This is a genomic window from Limnohabitans planktonicus II-D5 (assembly GCF_001270065.2).
In the GTDB taxonomy this organism is placed as follows: Bacteria; Pseudomonadota; Gammaproteobacteria; order Burkholderiales; family Burkholderiaceae_C; genus Limnohabitans_A; species Limnohabitans_A planktonicus.
The window spans coordinates 1-621 of the sequence record NZ_LFYT02000140.1 but is presented as its reverse complement, the minus strand read 5'-3'; the positions used below and the strand labels follow the sequence as shown (position 1 = coordinate 621).

The following is a 621-nucleotide window of genomic DNA, read 5'->3' as shown; positions in this document are numbered from 1 at the left end:
TTGATGGTGGCGTCCACCGCGTTGCCCGCTTGCAAGGTGCGTTCGATTTGCACATTGCCCGAGGCAATGGCCAGCGTGGGCGTGACGGACCACAGGCCGTTGTTGTCGACCACGGTGGTGAGCACTTCGCCGGTGCCGGGCATGGTCACTTTGATGCGGTCGCCTTCTGAGCCGCTGCCGGTGATGGTGGGGGTGTCGTAATAAGTGCTCAGGTCCGTCAGGGCGCCGCTGTTGCTGTTGTTGTCCAGACCTGCGGTGAAGGTGCCTGCCTTGGTGTTGAGCACAAATCGGAGGACGTCGGAGACGGCGATGTTGCCTGCCGCGTCCCGGACCCGTGCGTAGACGGTGTTGCTGCCTTCTATGGCGCTGTAGGTGTTGGTCCAGCTGCTGGCGTTGGTGCTGTATTCGACCACGGCACCGGCTTCTATGGCCGAGCCGGTGGCGCTGCCGGGGACGTTCAGGCTGGCGTCGATGGTGACCAGGTCGCCCGGGGTGCCGGTGTCCGAGGCCAGGGTCAGGATCGGTTTGACGATGAAGGTGTCCACGGTGAACACCAGTTGGCTGGCCGCGCCGGTGTTGCCTGCGGCATCGACCACGCGTGCGTAGACGGTGTTGCTTCAT

General features: G+C 64.1%; 1 protein-coding gene. It reads right to left on the bottom strand.

Going from position 1 to position 621, the window contains the following annotated elements; all coding sequences use genetic code 11:
* A partial coding sequence (locus tag H663_RS41150) for an Ig-like domain-containing protein (RefSeq protein ID WP_133240112.1) occupies window positions 1-596 on the bottom strand: 596 nt, incomplete at its 3' end.
* Between the last annotated feature and the right edge of the window lie 25 nt (window positions 597-621).